Source organism: Kitasatospora sp. NPDC005856 (genome assembly GCF_040629945.1).
Classification (GTDB): domain Bacteria; phylum Actinomycetota; class Actinomycetes; order Streptomycetales; family Streptomycetaceae; genus Kitasatospora.
Genome location: NZ_JBEXWT010000028.1, coordinates 1 through 16,748 on the forward strand (window position 1 = coordinate 1; position 16,748 = coordinate 16,748).

Sequence of the window (16,748 nt, forward strand, 5' to 3'; positions counted from 1 at the left end):
GGCCGGCGCGGCCGGACCGCCGGGCGCCGCGGGTGTGGTCGCCGGGGCGCCGCTCGGGGTCGGGCTCGGCGAGCCGTTCGGGGTGAACAGCCGGCTGACACCGCCGAGCAGGTCGTCGATCAGCCCGGCCTGGGCCACCGTGCCGGTGTCGGCGGAGCGGGCGGCGGGCTGCTGGGCCGAGGGCTGGGTGGACGTCCCGGCCGTCGGCGGCTTGACCGGCGAGGTCGGCTGCTGGGCGGGCGCCGTGGTCGGCACCTGGGTCGGCACCGAGCCCGGGTCGGTCGACGGACCGGCCGGGGGCGCGGTGGACGGAGCCGGACTCGGCGCGGTGGTCGGGCCGGGCGGCTCGGGCAGCTCGCTCTTGGGCACCGGCGTCTCGATCGGCGTCACGTCCGGCACCGCGGCCGGCGCGGTGCCGCAGGGCTTGCCCGCCGCGGACTCGGCGACCGCCGGGTTGGGGGTGTAGGCGGCGGCCATCAGCAGCGCGGTCGGCACCGCCGCCATCGCCAGCGCCCGGCCCCTCAGCCGGACCCGTACGGGCGTGCGCGGGGCCGCGTGCCGGCCGGAGCGCTGCGCGGGAACGGTCGTACCGTCGGCTTGCTCGGCCGGCCCGGTCACCGCGCCTCCTCCTGGTCCACGGCGCCGGCCGGCTGCGGGACGGCGGCACCGGTCTGCTTCGGCAGGACGGCCTCGGCGGCGGGTTCGGCGGCGGCCTCCGGGGCCTGCGCGGCGGGCGCGGCCACGGCCGCGGTCACCGGCTCGGTGGCGGCGCTCCGGGCCAGCACCTCGCCGGCCGCGGCGTTCCCGGCCGCCTGGTCACCGGCGTCACCGGCCCGGTGTCGGCGTCCGCGCTTCGCCGCCGGGCCGGTCGGCGCTTCGGCCGACTCCTCCGGCAGCGGCGCCCAGGAGACCAGCAGCCCTCCGCCGATCAGGCCGGGCAGCAGGGCCAGGCCGAAGCCGGCCAGGTTGGACATCGGGATCGAGACGAGGGTCAGCAGGATGGTCGCGATGCCCGCGAAGACCCTGACGGCCTTCTGGAACCACCCGGCGATGCCGAGGGCGATCAGCAGGACGCCGATGAGCAGCGAACCGGCACCCGCCGTGGTCGACATCGCGATGGTCACGCTGCCGAGCGCCAGGTGCGCGTAGGGGAAGTAGAGGATCGGGACGCCGGCGATCATGGCCAGCAGGCCGCCCCAGAAGGGCCTGGTGCGACGGAACGTGCGGAAGCCCCGCCAGACCGATCCGATCGGATTCTGGCGGCCGGTCCGGGTTTCGACCGTTGCGCTGGACATGGTGCAGCTCCTCGGCATCGCTACGAGGGGAGAGAACGACTGGCGTGGGGCCGGGAACGGCGGAGCCCGCCGCCCCCGGCCCGCGAGAGGGCCGAGCTGTCGGGCGTGCCCTTCGGCACGCCCTCAGGCAGGGCTCAGTAGCACTCGTTGCCCGGGCCGTCGCCCTGCTTGAGCGACAGGCTCAGGCCGTTGAGCACGAACTTGCCGGCCGAGGTGGCCCGGGCGGTCTGCTCGACGTTGTCCAGCGAGGCCGACTTGGCGGCCTGGGCGAAACCGGTGGCACCGGTCGGCAGGCCCTTGCCGCCACCGGCGGCGGAGACACCCGGGTGGGGCGTCCAGCCCTGGGTCGCCGTGCCGGGGAGGGTGGAGGCGTCCTGGCCGATGTTGATCTGGTTGAAGGTCGCGTCGGCCTTCAGCGACTCCATGTCGATCAGCAGGTTCTCGGCGTGCACGGGCTTGCCGTTGCCGCCCGCGTTCAGCTGGAGGGTGATCTTGCCCAGGCCGAACTTGGTGAGGTCGGTCACCACGGACTGGCACATGTTGGTGATGTCGGCCGAGTCGAAGGCCGAGACGGCGACCGGGTGCGGCGCGCCGTTGGCCTCGATGTCGACGGTGCCGAACTGCGAGAAGTTCGTGCCCTCCAGGTGGGAGGCCTTCACCTTGAACTGCTGGCCGGAGATGCTGAACGAGGCGGCGAGCGCGCTGTTGGCGATCGAGACGCCGACCATCGCGGTGGCCGCGATGCTCGGCACCATCACCAGTGCGAAGCGCTTCCAGCGGGTCTTGCCGTAGGTCTGGGACATGCGAGTCCTCCTTCTAGGACGTACATCTCCGGCTCCCCGTCGGCGCGTCCAGCGCCGGTGGGGGCCTGGGATGGGAGAGAGCTACGTCCTCGGTAGCGGAGAGCGCCTTGCGCGTCGTCGGACGCGGGAACGGCCCGCGTGCGGCAGGCCTCCCGTCCAGGTGCCGGCCGACCTTGTGGGGCGGCGGGCAGGACCGACGACATCGGCGATCACCCCCGAGCGACAACCAGCGACCGCGCAGGGCCGCGCGGCCGGTCGAAGGACAGGAACCGCCGTGGGACCGCGGATACCCCCCTGCCCTCCCTCCCGCCGGCCGGGGCCGACGGATCGCCCGGTGGGGATCCCTCGCTCCGCGTGACCGACCGGAATCGGCGGATGTGGAGTCTGGGACCGGGCGTGGCCGATCGTGCTTGAATCCCGGGCGAAGCACAAGAGGTGACTTACTGACGGGTAATGCAACATCAGGTGGCGTTGATCATGGAATCCGGCCGAGCTGCACCCTGCGTGACGCCTTGAAGGAATCGTGATGGCGAAATCCGCCGGAAACACCAGCGAAACACCTGCGGGCGGTCACACATGGTGACCGCCCGCAGGTGAAATCAAGATTTGGTAAACCTCTGTCCGGTTGACCGGATTGTCGCCAAATCACCAGGCGACACCGCAGGTCATCCGCCGTGCCAGACAACAGCCCCGGGCCGGGCGCGCAGCCCGGCCCGGGCCGGGCTCAGAACAGCACCCGCGCCAGCGCCGCACGGGACACGACGACCCGCGGATCCTCCGGGCCGATCACCTCGAACAGCTCCAGCAGCCGCAGCCGGACGGTGTCCCGGTCCTCGCCGGCCGTCCGGCCGACGGTGCTCACCAGGCGCCCGAAGGCGTCCTCGACGTGACCGCCGACCAGGTCGAGGTCGGCCGCCCTGAGCTGGGCCTCGACGTCCTTCGGGTCGGCCGCGGCCGCCGTCCGGACGGCCTGGAGGTCCAGGCCCTCGATCCGCTTCAGCAGCTCGGCCTGGGCCAGGCCCAGCTTGGCCTCGGTGTTGCCCGGCTGGTCGGCCAGCACGTTCCTGTACGCCCGGATGGCACCGTCCAGGTCCCCGGCGTCCAGCGCGTCGTGCGCGGCGGACAGCGCCGGGTCCTCGGGGCGCTCCGGCGCGGGGGCCGGGGCCCCGCCCGGACCGGCGGCGCCGCCGGCCACGCCGAAGCGCTGCTCGGCGACCAGGATCAGCTGGTCCAGGATCTTGCGGACGTTGGCGGCGCTCTCCGCACCCTGGAACAGCGGCACCAGCTGGCCGGCCACCACGGCCATCACGGCCGGGATGCCCTGGATGCCGAACTGCTGGGAGAGCATCGGGTTGGCGTCCACGTCGATCTTGGCGAGCACGAAGCGGCCGGCGTACTCCTCGGCCAGGCTCTCCAGGACCGGGCTCAGCTGCTTGCAGGGCCCGCACCACTCGGCCCAGAAGTCGATGACGACCGGCACCTCGGTGGAGCGCTGGACGACGTCGGCCTCGAAGGTGTCCTCGGTGACGTCGATGACGAGCTCGTAGGCGGGCTGGGCGGGGGCGACTCCGGCCGATTCGGCGGCGGCCGCCTGCCGGGCCCGCTCGGCCCGGGCCTGCTCGGCCTTCTGGGCGGCCTCGCCGGCCGCCTTCACTGCGGCGAGGTCGACCCCACCGCGCAGGGCGGAGCTGTTGAGACGCGAATTCCGTGGCTGCATGGCACCATCCTCCCCCGTCCGCGCTGCTCGCGGGCACCAACCTCCGGAAAGTCGCCCCGCGCGGGCCGCGCGGCGCGGGATTCCGGGCGCGGCGCCCCTCCCCCGGTAGCCTGGACCGTTCGGCGCGGATCCCCACCCGCGCCCGCGCCGCTCCCGTCCCACGGGACGCGGCGCCTGGTTGTCACTGCTTTCGCTACGAGTCGTAGCGTAACTGGAGCCGGTGCCCCGCCCGCAAGCCCCACCGGCGGTTGGGGGACGTGACCTGCCCCACTTTCCCGGGCCGTCCCGCTGCCCGAACGGGCGAACAGTCGCTACCGTTACCAGCCCCACCCAAGTTACTTACCAGTAAAGCGCAAGGAGGCCCGGTGCCGGCCGCCCAGCCCCCAGCCTGCCCGGACAGCACGGAGCGCCCGAGCCAGGCGCGCCCCGGCCGGGCCGCCACGGCCCCGGAACCCGCGGCCCGCGACCAGGCCGGCCCGGCCCCCGAGCCCGCGGGCACCGCCCGGGCCAAGGGCCGCCCGCGCAGCGCCGCCGCCGACCGCGCGATCCTCGACGCCACCCGCGAGGCACTCGCCGAACTCGGCTGGGGCGGGCTGACCATGGGCCACGTGGCGAGCCGCGCCGGAGTCGCCAAGACCACCCTCTACCGCCGCTGGCCGTCCAAGAACGAGCTCGTGGTGGACGCCGTCGCCAGCCTCTTCGACGATCTGGTGATGCCCGACCTCGGCAGTCTGCGGGCCGACATCGAGGCCGTGGTGGCCCAGTTCGCCGATCTGCTGGCCCGTCCGGAGACCCAGGCCGCGCTGCTCGCGCTGTTCGCCGAGGGAACCCGCGACCGGCAGCTGCGGTGCCGGATCCGCGAGTCCATCGTGGATCCGCAGAAGCGGCTGGTCCGCCAGGGCCGGGCGGCCGCCCAGGCGCGCGGGGAACTCGAGGCGGACTGCGACGCCGCGGCGGCCCGCGAGGAGGTCGACATCATCTTCGACACCATCGCGGGCACCGTCGAGCACCGCGTCCTGGTCAGCGGCGAGCCGATCACCCCGGAGTGGACCCGCCGCTTCACCGACCTGCTGCTCGGACCGTTCCTCGCCGACTGACCGTCCCCCGCCCGCCGCGGACACGGCGGCCGAGGACGACCGCGGACACGGCGGAGCCGCCGTACGGACTCCCGTACGGCGGCTCCGCCGTCGGCGAGGCGGACCGGCGGACCGGGGCCCCTCGGCCCCGCGGCCTCAGAACGCCGCGTTCTCCTGGTACGTCCCCCACTCCTGCCGCAGCGCGTTGCAGATCTCGCCCAGCGTCGCCTCGGCGCGCACCGCGTCCAGCATCGGCGGGATCATCGACTCGCCCGAGCGCGCCGCCGCCAGCATGGCGTCCAGCCCGGCGCGGACGGCCGCCTCGTCCCGGGCCGCCTTGCGTTCCCGCAGCACCCGGACCTGCTCGCGCTCGACCTCGTGGCTGACCCGCAGGATCTCCAGCTCGGGGGTGACGCTGCGCGGGTGGCAGTTGACGCCGACCACGCGCTTGTCGCCCTTCTCCACCGACACCTGGTACTGGAAGGCCGCCTCGGCGATCTCCCCGGTGAACCAGCCCTCCTCGATGCCGCGCAGGATGCCGGAGGTGATCGGGCCGATCTCGTGGTCCTCGCGGCCCTTGTCCAGGATGCGCTGGAAGATCGCCTCGGCCTGCTGCTCGATCCGGTCGGTCAGCGCCTCGACGTACCAGGAACCGCCCAGCGGGTCGGCCACGTTGGCGACGCCGGTCTCCTCCATCAGCACCTGCTGGGTGCGCAGGGCGATCTCGGCGGCCTGCTCGGAGGGCAGCGCCAGGGTCTCGTCCAGGGCGTTGGTGTGCAGCGAGTTGGTGCCGCCGAGCACCGCGGCCAGCGCCTCGACGGCGGTGCGGACCACGTTGTTGTACGGCTGCTGCGCGGTCAGCGAGACGCCGGCGGTCTGGGTGTGGAAGCGCAGCCACTGCGCCTTGTCGGTCTTGGCGCCGAAGCGCTCGCGCATCCAGCGGGCCCAGATCCGGCGCGCGGCGCGGAACTTGGCGATCTCCTCGAAGAAGTCCACGTGCGCGTCGAAGAAGAAGGACAGGCCGGGCGCGAAGACGTCCACGTCCAGGCCGCGGGACAGGCCCAGCTCGACGTAGCCGAAGCCGTCCGCGAGGGTGTACGCCAGCTCCTGCGCGGCCGTCGCCCCGGCCTCGCGGATGTGGTAGCCGGAGACCGACAGCGGCTTGTACGCGGGGATGCCCTCGGCGCAGTAGGCCATCAGGTCGCCGATCAGGCGCAGGTGCGGCTCGGGCGCGAAGAGCCACTCCTTCTGCGCGATGTACTCCTTGAAGATGTCCGTCTGCAGGGTGCCGTTGAGCACCGCCGGGTCCACGCCCTGGCGCTCGGCGGCGACCAGGTACATGCAGAAGATCGGCACGGCCGGGCCGCTGATCGTCATCGAGGTGGTGACCTCGCCGAGCGGGATGCCGTCGAACAGCACCTCCATGTCGGCGGCCGAGTCGATGGCCACGCCGCAGTGGCCGACCTCGCCGAGCGACTTCGGGTCGTCCGAGTCGTAGCCCATCAGGGTGGGCATGTCGAAGGCGACCGAGAGGCCGCCGCCGCCGGCGTCCAGGATCATCCGGTAGCGCTCGTTGGTCTGCCGGGCGTTGCCGAAGCCGGCGAACTGGCGGATGGTCCAGGTGCGGCCCCGGTAGCCGGTCGGGTGCAGACCGCGGGTGTACGGGTACTCGCCCGGCCAGCCGATCCGCTCGAAACCCTCGTAGGCCTGCCCGGCGGGCGGGCCGTAGACCGGCTCGACCGCGTCCCCGGAGAGGGTGCTGAAGTCCGCGTCCCGCTTGCGGGCCTTGTCGTATCGCTGCTGCCAGCGCTGCCGGCCGCGCTCGATCTCCTCGGCGTCCATGACCCCGAACTCCGCTCCGTACGGCCGCCACGGCGACGGGCGGCACAGCTAGTAGGACGTCCTAACAATTTACTCGGACGTCCTAGTACTTGTCGACGGAAGATCGCCCGCACGGCCTGGAATCCACCCCGACGGGCCCGAAAACGGCAGGCCGGGGGACGACGGGCCCGGGGGCGACAGGCCAGGAAACGCCGGGAGCGCCCCCCCCGGTCGGGGAAGGGGCGCTCCGGAAGGCGCGGGCGGCGGGGTCAGACCCCGGCCGGCTGGCGGGCGCCGTCGCCCGCCGGGAGCTTACCGGCGGCCTCGCGGGCCACCTTGCGCTCGAAGACGAAGGAGAGGAAGGGGATGCAGCCCGCCGCCAGGGTGAGCACCAGCCGGCCCATCGGCCACTTCAGCTTCTGCCCGAGCAGGAAGGTCACCACGAAGTACCCGATGTAGAGGTAGCCGTGCAGCATCGCGACGTAGGTGGTCAGGTCCTCGGCCGCGCCGAAGCCGTACTTCGCGACCATGAAGCCGCAGAACACCAGCAGTGCCACACCGGTCGCAACGGCCAGGGCCCGGTACCAGCCCAGCAGGGGGGTCGCCTTCATGATGTTCCTCGCCTCGCTCGGCAGTATCGGCCGGTACGCCCGGATCCGCGCACCGCTCCGACGAGGGTAGCCGTCCTCACGCCCTCCCCTTCGCAGCCCCCTCGTCCGGATCGGCGAAGTCGCCGGCCGCGACCCGCAGCGGCCTGAGCAGATCGAACACCTGGCGGCACTGCTCGGCGTCGTACTCCTCCAGCCCGAACTCCATCGCCATCAGCTCCCGGGTCGCCTCCTCGACCACCTCGCGGCCGCGCCCGGTGATCGCGGCCAGCACACCGCGGCCGTCCAGCGGGTTGGGGCGGCGGGCGACCAGCCCGGCCCGCTCCAGGCGGTCGACGGTGTTGGTGACGCTGGTCGGGTGGACCATGAGCCGCTCGCCGATCTTGGAGAGCGAGAGCTCGCCGGTCCGGCTGAAGGTCAGCAGCACCAGGGCCTCGTAGCGGGCGAAGGTCAGCCCGTACGGCTTGAGCACCGCGTCCACCCGGGAGAGCAGGATCTGGTGGGCGCGCATGATCGAGGTGATCGCCGCCATCGGGGGGACTGCGCCCCAGCGGCGGGTCCACAGCTCGTCGGCGCGGGCGATCGGGTCGAAGTCGAGAGCGAGGGGCTTGGCCACCTCCTTACCGTACCGGCGGATGGGGCGCGTGCTACCAGGCCGTCCTGATGGTGGACAAGCGCAACACGTGGCGGGAACCCGCCAATCGGACGGCCAGGTCCATACCAGGACATTGCACCGGCGTGAACGCGCGACAACGGGCTCCCGGCGCCCCGGGGTTGACCCCGGATCGGCCCGGCGCCGTGTCACCAGGCCTCGGTTCGGACGGTAACCCGCTGCAAGAGCGGGTGATTCGCCCTTTTTGTCCGCCTGTTCACATTCCCCCGCCGTGGCGGGACTTGGCCAATTCATGAGCAAGACCTGTCATTTGATTTGCTCGATTGTCATGCTTTCGGCCAACCCCGTTCGGCATCCACCACCCCCACCCACCGGTGGCGAAGCCGCTTCGGCCGCACGGGGACCCGCACGTCAGCGCCCGTTCCGCCCCTCAGGTGCCGTCCCCGGTTCCCGGAACGCCGCGCGACCGCGTCCGCTCGCGGTTTCCCGGAAGGACTCGCTCGTGAAGCGAAAGCTCGCCGCCGTCGCCGTACTCTCCGCCACCGCCCTGCTCACCGGTGTCGTCCAGGTGAGCACCGCGGCCGTCGCCGACCCGGCTCCGCAGTCCCAGGCCGCCAAGCAGCGCGCCGACCTGATCGCCCTGGCGAACGGCCAGGCGGGCAAGGTGGCGCACGCCCTGGCCCTGGGCGGCCAGGAGCAGCTGGTGGCCAAGGACGCCGTGGTGGACGCCGACGGCACCCGCCACCTCCGCTACGAGCGCACCTTCGCCGGCCTCCCGGTCCTCGGCGGGGACCTGGTGGTGCACCAGAAGGCCGACGGCTCGACCACCTCCGTGGACAAGGCGACCGGCGCGACCATAGCCCTGCCGAACCTCACCCCGCAGATCCCCGCCGACAAGGCCGCCGCCCAGGCGACCGGCGCCGTGCAGTCCACCATCGGCATCGCCGCCGACGAGGACGAGTCGCCGCTGACGGAGGTCCACCAGACCGGTGCCGCCAAGCTGGTGGTCTGGGCCGCCGACGGCTCGCCGCGCCTGGCCTACCAGACCACCGTCGAGGGCCTGCGCGCCGACGGCACCCCGAGCAGCCAGCTGCTGGTCACCGACGCCGCGACCGGTCAGGTGCTCTCCACGCACGAGCAGGTGCGCACCGCCTCCGGCACCGGCAAGGGCGTCTTCGTCGGCACCGTCCCGCTGACCACCACCGCGGTCTCCGGGGGCTTCTCGCTCAAGGACGCCTCCCGCGGCGGCCAGTCCACCAGCGACCTCAAGGGCCGCACCTCCGGCTCGGGCACGCTGTACACCGACGCCGACAACGCCTGGGGCGACGGCACCGTCGCCAGCGGCCAGTCGGCCGCCGTGGACGCCCAGTTCGGCGCCGCCGCCACCTGGGACTTCTACAAGAACTCCTTCGGCCGCAACGGCATCCGCAACGACGGCGTCGGCGCCGCCAGCCGGGTCCACTACGGCAAGAACTACGTGAACGCGTTCTGGTCCGACCAGTGCTTCTGCATGTCCTACGGTGACGGCTCCGGCAACACCCACCCGCTGACCGAGATCGACGTGGCCGGTCACGAGATGACCCACGGCGTCACCGCCAACACGGCCAACCTGAACTACTCGGGCGAGTCCGGCGGCCTGAACGAGGGCACCTCGGACATCTTCGGCACCATGGTCGAGTGGTACGCCAACCTGGCCACGGACAAGCCGGACTACCTGATCGGCGAGGAGATCGACCTCAACGGCAACGGCACCCCGCTGCGTTACATGGACCAGCCGTCCAAGGACGGCCGCTCGGCCGACTACTGGTCCTCCTCGGTCGGCAGCCTGGACGTCCACTACTCCTCCGGCGTGGCCAACCACTTCTTCTACCTGCTGGCCGAGGGCAGCGGCGCCAAGACCATCAACGGCGTCAACTACAACAGCCCGACCTACAACGGCTCGACCCTCGCCGGCATCGGCCGGGACAAGGCCGCGCAGATCTGGTACAAGGCGCTGACCGCCTACATGACCTCGACCACCAACTACGCGGGTGCCCGCACCGCGACCCTGAAGGCCGCCACCGACCTGTACGGCGCGAGCAGCGCCGAGTACAGCGCCGTCGCCGCGACCTGGGCCGCCGTCAACGTCAACTGACGTACCACACAGGCGCAGCGGACGCCCGGGCCCCGTCGGGAGGGCCCGGGCGTCCGGCCGTTCCGGCGGGCGCGGGGTCTGCGGCCCGTTCCGGCGGGCGCGGGGCCTGCGGCCCGCCCCGGAGGGCGCGCGGGGTCCGGCGGCACTGGAGGACTGTCAAGGCCGTCCGGCTGGCGGAGTCCCGCCAGGGGGACGAACCGCCGAAACCGGGCAACGGGCGGCAACCGAACCATCCGCACCGGGACTGGCGGTTCTTGGCCAATCCCCGGAAGCACCCTGTCCATCCCTGCCAACGATTGTCATGCTTCTGACCAAGTCCCGTCCGACCCTCCGCCGCCCCCACCCACTCCGACGGAGCGTCAGGAACCGCACGGGACCGGCACGTCCGCGCCCTACCGCCCCCAAGGTGCCAACCCCGGCGCCCCGGTACGCGGCGCACCCGCATCAGCACCCGCGGGTCTCGTGGAAGGAACCCCCGCACGTGAAGCGAAAGCTGACTGTCGGAGCCGTACTCTCCGCCACCGCCCTGCTGGCCGGCGTCATCCAGATCGCCGCCGTCCCCGCCCAGGCCGCCGCCCCCTCGCCCGCGCAGCAGCAGGCCGCGCTGCTCACGCTGGCCTCCGGGCAGAGCGCCCCGGTCGCCCGGGCCCTCGCCCTCGGCGACCAGGAGAAGCTGGTGCCCAGCGACGTGGTGGTGGACAAGGACGGCACCCGCCACCTGCGGTACGACCGGACCTACGCGGGCCTGCCGGTGATCGGCGGCGACCTGGTCGTCCACCAGCGGGCCGACGGCTCGGTGAAGTCGGTCGACCGGGCCTTCGACGGCCGGCTGTCGGTGCCCAGCCTGGCCCCGGGCCTGGCCGCGCCGCAGGCCGCCGAGGCGGCCACCGCCGCGGTGCGGGCGACCGTCGGCATCGCCGCCGACGCGGACGAGGCGGCGCTCAGCCGGGTCGACGGCGCCGGCGCGCCCGAGCTGGTCGTCTGGGCCGCCGACGGCACCCCGCGGCTGGCCCACCGCACCGTGGTCGAGGGCCAGCGCTCGGACGGCACCCCGAGCCGCCAGGAGGTGATCACCGACGCCGCCACCGGCAAGGTGCTCGCCACCGACGAGAAGGTGCAGACCGCGACCGGCACCGGCAAGGGCGTCAACGTCGGCACCGTCACGCTGACCACCACCCAGAGCGGTTCGAGCTACCAGCTCAAGGACGGCTCCCGGGGCAACCAGTCCACCACCGACCTCAAGGGCGGCACCTCGGGCAGCGGCACGCTGTTCAGCAACACCACCAACAGCTTCGGCAACGGCCTGCCCTCCAACCGCGAGTCCGCCGCCGTGGACGCCCAGTACGGTGCCGCGGCCACCTGGGACTACTACAAGAACACCTTCGGCCGCAGCGGCATCAAGAACAACGGCGTCGGCGCGTCGAGCCGGGTGCACTACAGCACCAACTACGTCAACGCGTTCTGGGACGACTCCTGCTTCTGCATGACGTACGGCGACGGCGCGAGCAACACCCACCCGCTGACCGCCATCGACGTCTCCGGCCACGAGATGAGCCACGGCGTCACCTCCGCCACCGCCAAGCTGATCTACTCCGGCGAGTCCGGCGGCCTCAACGAGGCCACCTCGGACATCTTCGGCACCATGGTCGAGTGGTCCGCCAACCTGGCGGCCGACCCGGGCGACTACCTGATCGGCGAGAAGCTCAACATCAACGGCAACGGCACCCCGCTGCGTTACATGGACAAGCCCTCCAAGGACGGCGCCTCGGCCGACTCCTGGTCCTCCACCGTCGGCAACAAGGACGTCCACTACTCCTCGGGCGTCGCCAACCACTTCTTCTACCTGCTGTCCGAGGGCAGCGGCGCGAAGGTCATCGGCGGGGTCAGCTACAACAGCCCGACCTCCAACGGCTCGACGGTGACCGGCATCGGCCGGACCAAGGCGGCCGCGATCTGGTACAAGGCGCTGACCGTCTACATGACCTCCACCACCAACTACAAGGCCGCCCGCACCGCGACCCTGAAGGCCGCCACCGACCTGTACGGCACGGGCAGCACCGAGTACAACACCGTCGCCGCGGCCTGGAGCGCGGTGAACGTCAACTAGCCGCCCCCGGCACGCGCCGCCGGCAGGGCCGGCCCGAGCCGCCCCCGGTGAGAACGAGCCACCCCCGGTAAGAAACGGCGACAGGCTGCCGCGGCCCTTTGGGAGAGGAGGCCGCGGCAGCCTGTCGACCGTCCGCGAGGGAGCCGGGACTCAGGCGGTGGCGGGCTTCGGCTCGCCCCGCTCCTCGCGACCGAGCATCCGCTCGGCGAAGAAGCCGCCGGTGGGCAGCACCGCGAGCACGAACAGCAGGACGCCGCGCTTGGCGTCCCACTTCTGCGCCTGCCAGGCCTGGATCCAGAAGACCACGTACAGGATGAACAGGACGCCGTGGACCATGCCCATCACCGGGACGGCGTCGAACGAGGTGGTGCGCTTCAGCACCGAGCAGATCAGCAGCAGGATGAAGGAGACCCCTTCGGGGCCGGAGACCAGGCGCAGGCGGTGGACGGCGCTGCTGTTCACGATGGATACCTCAATACGGGGGTCGGAGGCGCGGGCGCGCTTGTGAAGCGACTCACAAGCATTCCGGCCATTATCGCCGAGCACGCGCACGGGCCCCCGGCCGGGGTGGCCACCGTGCCCGATCTCACAGCGCCCGCCGGCCCTGTCACAGCTGTGTGCCGGAACGCCTCCGAGCGCGGCCACCCGCCGCCGGGAACCCCTATCCTGACGCCCGCGCGCCCACCGATCCGGGCGCCGACGCATCGCACACGGGGGTAGTCGCCACATGCTCAAGCTCGACTGGGACCGCAGGACCTGCGCCAGGCGCGGCCACATCACCTACGCGCCGACGGAGCCCGGACTGGCCTCCCGGCTGCACGCCTCGACCGCCCTCGGCGACGCCTGGCGCTGCCTGCGCTGCGGCGACTTCGCGCTGGGCGCCCCGCACGGCTCCGGCCCGGCCGAGGAAGCACCGCTGGTGCCGCGCGGCAAGGCGCTGCGGGACCTGTTCATCCTGCGCTTCCTGGCCGTCGAACGGGTGCTGCGCGGACTGCTGATCCTCGTGGTCGCCTGGGCCGTGTGGAAGTTCTCCAACAGCCAGGACGCCGTGCACCGGGTGTTCGACGAGAACCTCACCGTCTTCAGGCCGGTCACCGAGCACTTCCACTGGGACCTCGAACACGCCCCGATCGTCGAGACGATCCGCAAGACCTTCGAGTTCAAGAAGAGCACCCTGCTGATCGTCGCGGGCGCCCTGGTCGCCTACGCGGTGGTCGAGATCGTCGAGGCGGTCGGCCTCTGGCTGAACAAGCGCTGGGCCGAGTACCTGACGGTGGTCGCCACCGCGGCCTTCCTGCCGCTGGAGGGCTACGAGCTGAGCCACCACGTCAGCGCGCTGAAGGTCTGCACCCTGGTGCTGAACATCGCGGCGGTGCTCTGGATCCTGCTCTCCAAGCGCCTGTTCGGGCTGCGCGGCGGTGTGGTGGCCTTCGAGGCGGAGCGCCACTCGGCCTCGCTGCTGGAGGTCGAGCAGGCGGCCGGCACCGCCGCGCGCCCCGGACACGGCGCGCACGCCCGGGTCTGAGCCGGGGCGCGCGCCCCGGCCCGACCGGCGCGTTTGTCCCAGCCTGGTACCAGTTGGCGCACGCGCTCTCCCCGGGTCACGGCCGCAGCGGCTAGATTGCGGCCGTGGCACAGTTCAGACTCCAGGGATCGCGCGTGCTCGCCGTCGAGTTGGGCGGGGACGCCGTCAAGGCGCGACACGGTTCGATGGTCGCCTACACCGGGCAGATGGCCTTCAAGAAGCTGACCGGCGGCGGGGACGGCCTGCGCGGCATGGTCGCCCGCCGGCTGACCGGCGAGAAGATGACGGTCATGGAGGTGAAGGGACAGGGCACCTGCTACTTCGCCGACAAGGCCACCGAGATCAGTCTGGTCCGGCTGAACGGCGAGACGCTGTACGTCGAATCGGACAACCTGCTGTGCACGGAGTCCACCCTGCACACCGGCACCAGCTTCACCGGGCTGAACGGCATGTCCTCCGGCAACGGCCTGTTCACCACCAAGGTGGAGGGGCACGGCTGGGCGGCGGTCACCTCCAACGGGCCGGCCGTCATCCTGCGGGTCGACAAGAGCATGCCGCTGCGGGTGGACCCGGGCGCGTACGTGGCGCACACCGGCACCCTGCAGCGCAGCCTGAAGTCGGGCGCGGGCTGGACCACGGTCATCGGCGAGGGCGGAGGCGAGGCCGTCCAGATCGAGTTCACCGGCGAGGGCCTGGTGTACGTCCAGCCCTCCGAGAAGATCACCATCGGGGGTGACGTCTGATGGGCTTCACGAAGATCAACGGAAAGATGGTCGAGGCCCAGGTCGTACCCGGGCAGCGGCTGTTCAGCCAGCGCGGCGCGATGCTCGCGTACAGCGGCGACGTCCGCTTCACGCCGAACATCACCGGCGGGCAGGGCGGCGTGATGTCGATGATCGGCCGCCGGGTGGCCAACGAGGACACCCCGCTGATGACCGTCGAGGGCCAGGGCCGGGTGATGTTCGGCCACGGCGGCCACCACGTCCACGTGATCGACCTGTTCGGCGACACCCTCTACGTGGAGGCGGACCGGCTGCTCGCCTTCGAGGGCACGCTGCGGCAGTCCACCATGTTCATGGGCTCGCAGGGCGGGGTGATGGGCATGGTCCGCGGCCAGGTCACCGGGCAGGGCCTGTTCACCACCAAGCTGGAGGGCCAGGGCTCGGTCGCGGTGATGGCCCACGGCGGCGTCTTCGAGCTGCCGATCGTCCCCGGCCAGTCGGTGCACGTCGACCCCCAGGCGTACGTGGCGCACCGCGGCGACGTGCGCAACAAGCTGTCCACGGCGCTGGGCTGGCGCGACATGATCGGCCGCGGCTCGGGCGAGGCGTTCCAGCTGGAACTGTCCGGGCAGGGCGCGGTGTACGTCCAGGCGAGCGAGGAGAAGCTCTGATGTCCTACCCGCCGCAGCCCCCGTACGGCTCGCCGCACAACCAGCCGACCCAGCCCGGCTTCGCCGTCCCCCCGGGAGCGGTCCCCCCGGGGTACGGCCCGCAGCAGGGCGGTTACCCGCCGCCCCCGCCCGGCGGCTACCCCCCGCCGCCGCAGCAGCCGTACGTCCAGCAGCCTCCGCCGCCGCCCCAGCAACAGCCTTACGCCCAGGAGCAGTTCGGCGGTCCGGTGGCCCCGCTGCCGACCGGCCACGGCGGCACCGGGCCGGTGGTGTGGGACGCCCACAGCCTGCCGGCCGGCGACAACGTCAACCCGTACGCCTTCTCGGTCGACCTGAACGGCTCGTACTTCCTCCAGAAGGGCAAGATGGTCGCCTACTACGGCGACATCACCTTCAAGGGCGTCGGCGCCGGAGCGATCGACCGGATGCTCGGGCAGCACTTCAACTCGCCCATGCACGCGGCGGACTGGGTGGTCGCCGAGGGCCGGGGCAAGCTACTGCTGGCCGACCGGTCCTTCGACCTCAACTCGTACGACCTGGACGAGGGCAACCTGACCGTCCGCTCCGGCAACCTGCTGGCCTTCGATCCGACGCTGCGGCTCAAGCAGTCGATCATCCCGGGCTTCCTGACCCTGATCGGCACCGGCCGCTTCGTCGCCGCCTCCAACGGGCCGGTGCACTTCGTCGAGCCGCCGATCCGGGTGGACCCGCAGGCGCTGGTCGGCTGGGCGGACTGCCCGGCGCCGTGCCACCACTACGACCACGACTACATGCACGGGCTGATCGGCGGCCTGCGCCGGCTGACCGGCTTCGGCGGGGCCTCCGGCGAGGAGCACCAGTTCGAGTTCATCGGCGCCGGCCAGGTGCTGCTGCAGTCGAGCGAGAAGCTGCTGGCGGAGCGGTCGGTCGGCGCGGTCGGCGCCGAGGCGGGCGTCCCGATGGGCGGCGTGCCGTCCCAGCCGAGCACGGCCGGGCACGGCGGCGGGAATCCCAACATCCCCGGGCTCGGTAACCTGGGCGACCTCGGGCGGCGTTTCGGCCTGTAAACTTGTACAAGATTGAACTAAATCGGCTATGCTAGAGGGCATGGATACGCACACGATCGACACCGCGGACACCCCTCCGCCGCAGCCCGAGGAGCAGACTCCCTGGCTGACCGCCAGGGAACAGCGGATGTGGCGCGCCCATCTCGAGGTCGCCAAGCTGCTGGACTACCAGCTCAGCCGCGAACTCCAGCCGCACAACCTGGCGATCAACGACTACGAGATCCTGGTCGTGCTCTCCGAGGCCCCGGACCGCCGGATGCGGATGACCGACCTCGCGACCGCCACCCTCCAGTCGAAGAGCCGCCTCTCCCACCAGATCACCCGGATGGAGACCGCCGGCCTGGTGCTGCGCCAGGAGTGCCCCGGCGACCGCCGCGGCCTCTACGCCCACCTCACCGAACACGGCTGGGAGACCATGCAGCAGGTCGCCCCGGACCACGTGCGCAGTGTCCGCGCCCACTTCATCGACCGCTTCACCCCGGAGCAGCTCGACGCGATGTACGAGGCCCTCGCCCCCATCGCCGACCACCTGCGCGGCCTGCGCGGCAAGCCGTAACCCCGGCCCCGCACCCGCCGCACCGGGCTCCCCCGTCGCCGCTTCGGCACCACC

15 protein-coding genes and 1 pseudogene are annotated in these 16,748 nt (G+C 72.2%); 8 read left to right on the forward strand and 8 right to left on the reverse strand.

Annotated elements, in window-relative coordinates; translation table 11 throughout:
- The 4 genes and pseudogenes from ABZ449_RS18695 to ABZ449_RS18710 form a co-directional block, all read right to left on the reverse strand.
- A pseudogene (locus ABZ449_RS18695) lies at positions 1-618 on the reverse strand (hypothetical protein); the annotation flags it as partial.
- Positions 615-1,295, reverse strand: coding sequence for a DUF6114 domain-containing protein (locus ABZ449_RS18700; RefSeq protein WP_360346916.1), 681 nt, complete (start codon positions 1,293-1,295; stop codon positions 615-617). The gene ABZ449_RS18700 and the pseudogene ABZ449_RS18695, both read right to left, overlap by 4 nt.
- A 134-nt stretch (positions 1,296-1,429) precedes the next feature.
- Positions 1,430-2,098: a DUF6230 family protein gene (locus tag ABZ449_RS18705; RefSeq protein ID WP_360346918.1), complete on the reverse strand. Its 669-nt coding sequence runs from the start codon at positions 2,096-2,098 to the stop codon at positions 1,430-1,432.
- Between the two features lie 724 nt (positions 2,099-2,822).
- The gene (locus tag ABZ449_RS18710) at positions 2,823-3,815 is read right to left on the reverse strand and encodes a tetratricopeptide repeat protein (protein ID WP_360346920.1); all 993 of its coding nucleotides are present in this window, start codon (positions 3,813-3,815) and stop codon (positions 2,823-2,825) included.
- A gap of 545 nt (positions 3,816-4,360) precedes the next feature.
- On the opposite strand from ABZ449_RS18710, the gene ABZ449_RS18715 reads away from it, so the two are divergent.
- A complete protein-coding gene (locus tag ABZ449_RS18715) occupies positions 4,361-4,912 on the forward strand; it encodes a TetR/AcrR family transcriptional regulator (protein ID WP_360347050.1) in 552 nt (183 codons plus the stop codon).
- Positions 4,913-5,047: 135 nt separating this feature from the next.
- Here the strand turns inward: ABZ449_RS18715 and ABZ449_RS18720 are convergent, their stop codons facing one another.
- The 3 genes from ABZ449_RS18720 to ABZ449_RS18730 all read right to left on the reverse strand — a co-directional run bounded on the left by ABZ449_RS18720 (position 5,048) and on the right by ABZ449_RS18730 (position 7,936).
- Positions 5,048-6,733, reverse strand: a complete 1,686-nt coding sequence (locus tag ABZ449_RS18720; protein WP_360346922.1) for a methylmalonyl-CoA mutase family protein — start codon at positions 6,731-6,733, stop codon at positions 5,048-5,050.
- Between the two features lie 248 nt (positions 6,734-6,981).
- A complete protein-coding gene (locus tag ABZ449_RS18725; protein ID WP_360346923.1) occupies positions 6,982-7,323 on the reverse strand; it encodes a DUF3817 domain-containing protein in 342 nt (113 codons plus the stop codon).
- Between the two features lie 76 nt (positions 7,324-7,399).
- On the reverse strand, positions 7,400-7,936 hold the full coding sequence (locus ABZ449_RS18730; RefSeq protein ID WP_360346925.1) for a MarR family transcriptional regulator: 537 nt from the start codon (positions 7,934-7,936) through the stop codon (positions 7,400-7,402).
- 499 nt (positions 7,937-8,435) lie between these two features.
- Here ABZ449_RS18730 and ABZ449_RS18735 point away from each other — a divergent pair, with 499 nt between their 5' ends.
- Together ABZ449_RS18735 and ABZ449_RS18740 are read left to right on the forward strand one after the other, a co-directional pair.
- A complete protein-coding gene (locus ABZ449_RS18735) occupies positions 8,436-10,067 on the forward strand; it encodes a M4 family metallopeptidase (protein ID WP_360346927.1) in 1,632 nt (543 codons plus the stop codon).
- 481 nt (positions 10,068-10,548) lie between these two features.
- Positions 10,549-12,174, forward strand: a complete 1,626-nt coding sequence (locus tag ABZ449_RS18740; protein ID WP_360346929.1) for a M4 family metallopeptidase — start codon at positions 10,549-10,551, stop codon at positions 12,172-12,174.
- A gap of 150 nt (positions 12,175-12,324) precedes the next feature.
- On the opposite strand, the gene ABZ449_RS18745 is transcribed toward ABZ449_RS18740, so the two are convergent.
- Entirely contained in the window at positions 12,325-12,639 is a 315-nt protein-coding gene (locus ABZ449_RS18745) for a DUF3817 domain-containing protein (RefSeq protein WP_360347052.1), read from the reverse strand.
- A 262-nt stretch (positions 12,640-12,901) separates the two neighbouring features.
- Here ABZ449_RS18745 and ABZ449_RS18750 point away from each other — a divergent pair, with 262 nt between their 5' ends.
- The 5 genes from ABZ449_RS18750 (at position 12,902) to ABZ449_RS18770 (ending at position 16,694) form a co-directional block, all read left to right on the forward strand.
- Positions 12,902-13,699 carry a DUF2127 domain-containing protein gene (locus ABZ449_RS18750; protein ID WP_360346931.1) on the forward strand — a complete coding sequence of 266 codons (798 nt, stop codon included), beginning with the start codon at positions 12,902-12,904 and terminating at the stop codon, positions 13,697-13,699.
- Between the two features lie 104 nt (positions 13,700-13,803).
- Positions 13,804-14,442 carry an AIM24 family protein gene (locus ABZ449_RS18755; RefSeq protein WP_360346933.1) on the forward strand — a complete coding sequence of 213 codons (639 nt, stop codon included), beginning with the start codon at positions 13,804-13,806 and terminating at the stop codon, positions 14,440-14,442.
- Positions 14,442-15,092: an AIM24 family protein gene (locus tag ABZ449_RS18760; protein ID WP_224281209.1), complete on the forward strand. Its 651-nt coding sequence runs from the start codon at positions 14,442-14,444 to the stop codon at positions 15,090-15,092. Before ABZ449_RS18755 ends, ABZ449_RS18760 begins: the two co-directional genes overlap by 1 nt.
- Positions 15,093-15,328: 236 nt before the next feature.
- Positions 15,329-16,138 carry an AIM24 family protein gene (locus ABZ449_RS18765; RefSeq protein WP_360347054.1) on the forward strand — a complete coding sequence of 270 codons (810 nt, stop codon included), beginning with the start codon at positions 15,329-15,331 and terminating at the stop codon, positions 16,136-16,138.
- Between the two features lie 40 nt (positions 16,139-16,178).
- Positions 16,179-16,694, forward strand: coding sequence for a MarR family transcriptional regulator (locus ABZ449_RS18770; RefSeq protein WP_360346935.1), 516 nt, complete (start codon positions 16,179-16,181; stop codon positions 16,692-16,694).
- The last annotated feature ends 54 nt before the right edge of the window (positions 16,695-16,748 follow it).